Below are 5,611 nucleotides of genomic sequence, written 5' to 3'. Positions count from 1 at the left end.
CGACATCCGCCTGTTGCTCGCCGAACGGGCGGAGCGCCTCGCCGGCGGCGAACGACCGGCCCTGCCCGCCCGCATCCCGGCGTCGCGCTTCAAGGACATCGTGAGCGCTCCCGACGCGGTCTCGGCGCAGCTGCGGCGACCCATGCCGGAGCGGCCCTACCGGCAGACCCGCCTCGGCACCACGTTCCACTCCTGGGTCGAGAACCGCTTCGGGATCCAGGGCGGGGCGGAGGCGGTCGACACCTTCCCCGACGAGTTCGACGACTCCGGCCCGACGAGTGTCGAGCAGGAGCGCCTCGACGCCCTGATCGAGACCTTCGAGCGGTCGGAGTGGGCCGACCGCCGACCCGAGGCCGTCGAGATCGAGATCCACCTCCAGCTCGCCGGTCACGTGGTGGTCTGCAAGCTCGACGCGGTGTACGCGACGGAGGACGGCGTGCAGATCGTCGACTGGAAGACCGGCAGAGCGCCGAGGGATGCCGCCGACCTCGAGCTCAAGCAGTTCCAGCTCGCGCTCTACCGCCTCGCCTACTCCCGCTGGCGAGGGGTGCCGCTCGAGAGCGTCGACGCCGTGTTCTTCTTCGTCGCCGACGACCTCGTGCTGCGACCCGAGCGCTTCTACTCCGAGCGGGAGCTGGCGGAGTCGCTCTCCTCGGCGACGGGGGCGAGCCCGCGGCCGTGAGCGGAGGAGCCGGTTCGGGCCCCCGGGGTGCGGTTCAGCAGCTCCTCGACCTCCGAGACCTCGAGCACCGGGCCGGTGTCGCTCGAGAGCGGCGCCGAGAGATCGCCGAGCACGCTGTCGACCAGGGTGTCGAGCATCGCGACCGCGTCGTCGACGATCGCGGAGTCGTCGGTGCCGGTGCCGTGCAGCAGCCAGCGCGCGAGCTCGAGCTCGGCGTAGAGCTGGGCGCGCTGGCGGATCGTGCGATCGACCGCGCCCGCGCGCATCCGGGAGTAGGCCGAGAGCGCCGTCGCGGAGCCGGGGGCACTGAGCAGCCAGTGCAGGTCGCGTGCCGGGTCGCCGACCCGGAGGGCCGCCCACCCGAGGACGGCGGAGACGACGTCGCCCGAGCGCAGGAACGAGTCGGCGGTCATCGAGCCGTTGACCACCGTCGGGTCGAACTGCCAGAGCGCCTCGTCCGACGAGGCCGACTCCCACCGGGCGACGAGAGCGGCGGGGACGTGCCCGGTGTCGGCGGCGCGCTCGATGACCGCGACCGTCTCGTTGACGCTGTCACGGGCTGTCGCGAGAGGCAGTCCCGCCTCCTGGACGAACGAGGCGGGCAGCGAGTGGATCGCCCCGATCGCCCGGCCGATCGAGTCGGCGAGACCGCTCTGCGGCGCGATGTCGTCGAGGAGCACCCGCTCGCCCTCGAGGTACTCGTAGACCACGGCGCGGGTGCCGTCGAAGGGAGTCTGCCCGATGCTCTCCTGCAGGTCGAAGGGCAGGCGGCTGCGGATGCCGGCGGACAGCGCCCGCAGCGCGACGAGGTCGCCGAGCTGCTCCTGCTCGGCCAGCGGTGAGGTCGGGACGCGCACCAGGAGGCGGGCTCCGTCGCGCGTCGTGACCATCGCGGAGTCGAAGTCGCCGTGCGTCGAGGAGGTGAAGGGTCGCGCGGTGCGGACGTCGAGGCCCTCGACGGCCGAGGTGGCCAGCGCGGCTAGAGTGAGGTGGGATCTGGCCATGGTTTCCAGGGTAGGCGGCTCGTGCCCGGCCGGCCCGCCGCCACGCGCTGTCCCGCCGATGCCGTCGAGGGCCCGTGACAGCGGTCCTCGCGGCTCCGTCATGAAATGAGCCCCGGATGTCACTGCCCTTCGCCGATCGCCTCCCGCTCTCGCGGCAGGCCGTCGACCGCGACCACGTCGGCCGCGCCCGGCCGGCGCTCTTCGACGAGCTGCTCGCCGACCCTGCCACCCGCGTGCTGCCGCTGCACCGCGACCGCACCCTGATCGCCGCCGACCGGCTCGCGCTCCGGACGACCGCCGAGGTCACCGCGGGCACCCTCCGCGTCTACCTCGGCCGCACGACGGTCGACGCCCCGGGCGAGCCTGCGGGCACCCCCGTCGTCGCGACCGTGCTCACCGATGCGGCCGCCGCCGAGCTCGAGCCCGATGAGGAGCTCTGGAGCGGCCTCCGTCCGATCGCCGAGCGCCTGAGCGACCGCGACGCGGGTCTCTTCACCGAGGCGCTGGCCGTGGTCAACTGGCACGCCTCCCACGGCTACTCGCCCCGCACCGGAGAACCGACCGTCGTCGAGCAGGGCGGCTGGGTGCGGCGCGCATCGACCGACGGCAGTCAGGTCTTCCCGCGCACCGATCCGGCGATCATCGTCTGCGTCCTCGACGCCGACGACCGCCTCCTCCTCGGCGCGAACGCTCTCTGGGGCACCGGCCGCTTCTCGCTCCTGGCCGGTTTCGTCGAGCCCGGCGAGTCGCTCGAGGCGGCGGTGGTCCGCGAGATCGGGGAGGAGTCGGGCCTGCGCGTCGTCGACCCGCACTACCTCGGCTCGCAGCCGTGGCCGTTCCCCGCCTCCCTCATGGTGGGCTTCACGGCCCGTCTCGCCGAGGACCAGTCGCCCGAGGACCTGCTCCCGGACGGCGAGGAGATCGTCGAGCTCCGCTGGTTCACCCGCGAGCAGCTGCACGACTCGCTCGACTCGGTGCTCCTGCCGGGCCGCTCGTCGATCGCCCGCGCCATGATCGAGGACTGGTACGGAGGCGAGCTCGAGAACGGCCCGATCGCGTGAGCCTGCTCGACGGCCTCGACCAGGGTCAGCGCCAGGCGGCGGAGGCTCTGCTGGGCCCCGTCTGCGTCCTCGCCGGAGCCGGCACCGGCAAGACCCGCACCATCACGCACCGCATCGCGCACGGAGTCGAGACCGGCGTCTACACGCCCGCCCGCGTCATGGCGCTCACCTTCACCAGTCGTGCGGCGGCCCAACTGCGCTCGCGCTTGCGGGTGCTCGGTGCCGGCAGCGTGCAGGCCCGCACCTTCCACGCCGCCGCGCTCTCGCAGCTCGGCTACTTCTGGCCCCAGCTGGTCGGCGGCACGATGCCGACGCTGCTCGACGGCAAGGCGCGCCTGCTCGCGCACGCGGCCGAGCGCCTCCGCCTGAGGCTCGACACGGCGACCCTGCGCGATCTGTCGGCCGAGATCGAGTGGCGGAAGGTCTCGGCGCTCTCCCTCGAGCAGTACGCGGTCGCCGCTCGGACCCGTGCGCTCCCGGGGAGGCTCACCCTCGAGCAGACCGTCGCGCTCGTCGACGAGTACGAGGGCCTGAAGGACCAGCGGCGCCAGATCGACTTCGAGGACGTCCTGCTCGTGACCGCGGGCATGCTCGAGTCGGAGCCGGCGATGGCGATGCAGGTGCGCGAGCAGTACCGCTTCTTCGTCGTCGACGAGTACCAGGACGTCTCCCCGCTACAGCAGCGCCTCCTCGAGCTCTGGCTCGGAGACCGGAGCGATCTCTGCGTCGTGGGGGACGCGAGCCAGACCATCTACTCTTTCGCCGGAGCGCGCGCCGACTACCTCCTCGACTTCCCGGCGCGCTGGCCCGCCGCGACGGTCGTGCGCCTGGAGGAGAACTACCGCTCCGCCGTGCCGATCGTGCAGACCGCGAACCGCCTGATGCGCGGACGTCCCGGTGCGCTCTCGCTGCACGCGGTCGCGGCGGTGGAGGCGCCGGAGCCGGCGATCGACGCCTACCCGGACGACATCGCCGAGGCCAGGGGAGTCGCCGAGCGGGTCGCCGCCGACGTCGACGCGGGAGTGCGCCCCTCTGACATCGCGGTGCTGTTCCGCACCAACAGCCAGTCCGCGATGATCGAGCACGCCCTGCACGAGCGCGGGGTGAGCGCCCACGTGCGAGGCGGCAAGCGCTTCTTCGACCTGCCCGAGGTGAAGCAGGCCGTCATGCAGCTGCGCGCCGCGTCCGTCTCGATCGGCGGCGAGCCGCTGTTCAAGTCGGTGAGCGACGTGCTCCGCTCACTCGGCTGGAGCGCCGAGCCGCCGTCGGCCCCGGGCGCCGTGCGCGACCGCTGGGAGTCGTTGGACACCCTGGCCCGCCTCGTCGACGAGGCGCCGGCCGACTGGAGCTTCCGCCGGTTCACCGACGACCTCATCGCCCGGCAGCAGGGCCACCACGAGCCGGATCGGGCGGCCGTGACCCTCGCCACCCTGCACTCGGCCAAGGGCCTCGAGTGGGAGTCGGTGCACCTGATGGGTCTCGCCGAGGGCCTGCTGCCCATCTCCTACGCGAACGGGCTCGAGGCCGTCGATGAGGAGCGGCGGCTCCTGTACGTCGGCATCACCCGCGCGCGGCGGCGACTCCGGCTCTCGTGGGCGCGCTCGACGGTCGGCCGCGTCACTCGGAGGGAACCGTCGCGGTTCCTCGAAGAGCTCGGCACGCGCAGTCGGGGTGCGGTTCCTGCTCCCGCGTCTTGAACGCTCCCGAGGCGTCGCTGTAGCTACGCTCGACGGCGCGCAGTCCGCGCCACCCGGTCAGGAGGCGTCGCAGCACCGCGTCGGCCGTCGCGACCGCGATCGCGGCGCTGGCCAGGGGTGTGCGGGTGGGAGCCGTCCGCCCGAGCACCTGGATCACCAGGCGCGCCCGGTCCGGGTCCAGGTCGATCCGGTCGCGCTCCGCGCAGTGCAGGCAGGGTCCCTCTCCCGGCTCGACCAGGGGGCCGATGCGGACCGCCTCGTCACCGAACACCACCGCCAGGTGCGGTACGTCGGCCGCCAGCCAGTGCGCGGCGCGGGCGGGGGAGACCGCGAAGTCGGCGATGAGCACAGCGAGGTCGGGGACCTCGTCGTCAGGCAGCAGCTCGCAGCCCTCGCTCCGCAGCAGCGTCCGCAGGGCGTCGGGTGCCGCGCCGACCCCCTCCACCACGATGCGCGGCGGCGGAGGCGGTGCCGCCTGGGATCGTCCTGAGCAGCGCCGGCCGCAGGGCCGCCAGCACCTCGTCGACGCGGGCGTCGCTCGCTCCGGCCCGGGTCGCGATCAGCCGGACCGTGCCGCACTCGTCCCGAGGCGCAGAGCGTCGAGCAGGAGCTCCTCGGCGTAGCCGACGTCGTCGAGGATCACCAGCGGCCGGTCGAGGCCGAGCTGCAGCGCGTTCGCGGAGCGCCAGAGCAGGGGGAGGCGGGGGTCGAGTCGCAGGACCATCGGCCGATCATGGCCGAGATCGCTCCGGCGCCGCGCGAGTTGTCCACAGGCGGGGCGCCGGGTGTCGATCACACGGGGCGGTCGCCCGTCGGGTCCGGGCCCTCGTCGCCGGAGTCGCCCTCCGTGGCATCCGGCATCGTGCCGTTCAGCAGGTCTTCCAGAGCGCGGTCCATCTCGTCGGGCTCCGGGCTCTGGCCGCTGGCCTCCGCGGTGAGGCGGGCGACCAGCGCGCTCGGGTCGTCCAGGTCGTCCGAGCCGGGGAGGAGATCGGGGTGCGACCACAGGCTGTCGCGCGCCTCCGGCCCCACGGGCGTCGGGTGGACTGGCCGCCACATCGGCGGCGCCTCCGGAGGCGCCGGGGGGCGCAGCTCGAGGCCGACGAGCGTCGCGAAGGCCGACTCGGCGGGCCCACCGGAGGCGCGGCGGCGGCGCACCGTCTCGGC

The 5,611-nt window shown here is 73.7% G+C and carries 7 protein-coding genes; 3 read left to right on the top strand and 4 right to left on the bottom strand.

Annotation, left to right across the window (positions count from 1 at the left end; all coding sequences use genetic code 11):
* Positions 1-682: PD-(D/E)XK nuclease family protein (locus ACH61_RS13650; RefSeq protein WP_161489670.1), on the top strand; the 682-nt coding region annotated here is incomplete at its 5' end.
* On the opposite strand, the gene ACH61_RS13645 is transcribed toward ACH61_RS13650, so the two are convergent.
* Complete coding sequence (locus ACH61_RS13645) at positions 619-1,686, bottom strand: phosphotransferase (protein WP_068212981.1); 1,068 nt, start codon at positions 1,684-1,686, stop codon at positions 619-621. The genes ACH61_RS13650 and ACH61_RS13645 overlap by 64 nt on opposite strands.
* 116 nt (positions 1,687-1,802) lie before the next feature.
* Between ACH61_RS13645 and nudC the strand changes: the two genes are divergently transcribed.
* A complete protein-coding gene (gene nudC, locus ACH61_RS13640; RefSeq protein WP_068212978.1) occupies positions 1,803-2,747 on the top strand; it encodes an NAD(+) diphosphatase in 945 nt (314 codons plus the stop codon).
* Entirely contained in the window at positions 2,708-4,444 is a 1,737-nt protein-coding gene (locus tag ACH61_RS13635) for an ATP-dependent helicase (protein ID WP_132504580.1), read from the top strand. Before nudC ends, ACH61_RS13635 begins: the two co-directional genes overlap by 40 nt.
* On the opposite strand, the gene ACH61_RS13630 is transcribed toward ACH61_RS13635, so the two are convergent.
* The 3 genes from ACH61_RS13630 to ACH61_RS13625 all read right to left on the bottom strand — a co-directional run.
* On the bottom strand, positions 4,365-4,892 hold the full coding sequence (locus ACH61_RS13630; protein WP_068212972.1) for a TOMM precursor leader peptide-binding protein: 528 nt from the start codon (positions 4,890-4,892) through the stop codon (positions 4,365-4,367). The genes ACH61_RS13635 and ACH61_RS13630 overlap by 80 nt on opposite strands.
* 111 nt (positions 4,893-5,003) lie before the next feature.
* Entirely contained in the window at positions 5,004-5,168 is a 165-nt protein-coding gene (locus ACH61_RS17535; protein WP_161489669.1) for a hypothetical protein, read from the bottom strand.
* Positions 5,169-5,236: 68 nt separating this feature from the next.
* Positions 5,237-5,611 (bottom strand): zinc-dependent metalloprotease (locus tag ACH61_RS13625; protein WP_161489668.1); only part of this gene is annotated, 375 nt, incomplete at its 5' end.

This window comes from Rathayibacter tanaceti (assembly GCF_001634385.1).
Lineage (GTDB): Bacteria > Actinomycetota > Actinomycetes > Actinomycetales > Microbacteriaceae > Rathayibacter > Rathayibacter tanaceti.
The sequence above is the reverse complement of the archived record's forward strand: the minus strand, read 5'-3'. Positions and strand labels throughout refer to the sequence as shown.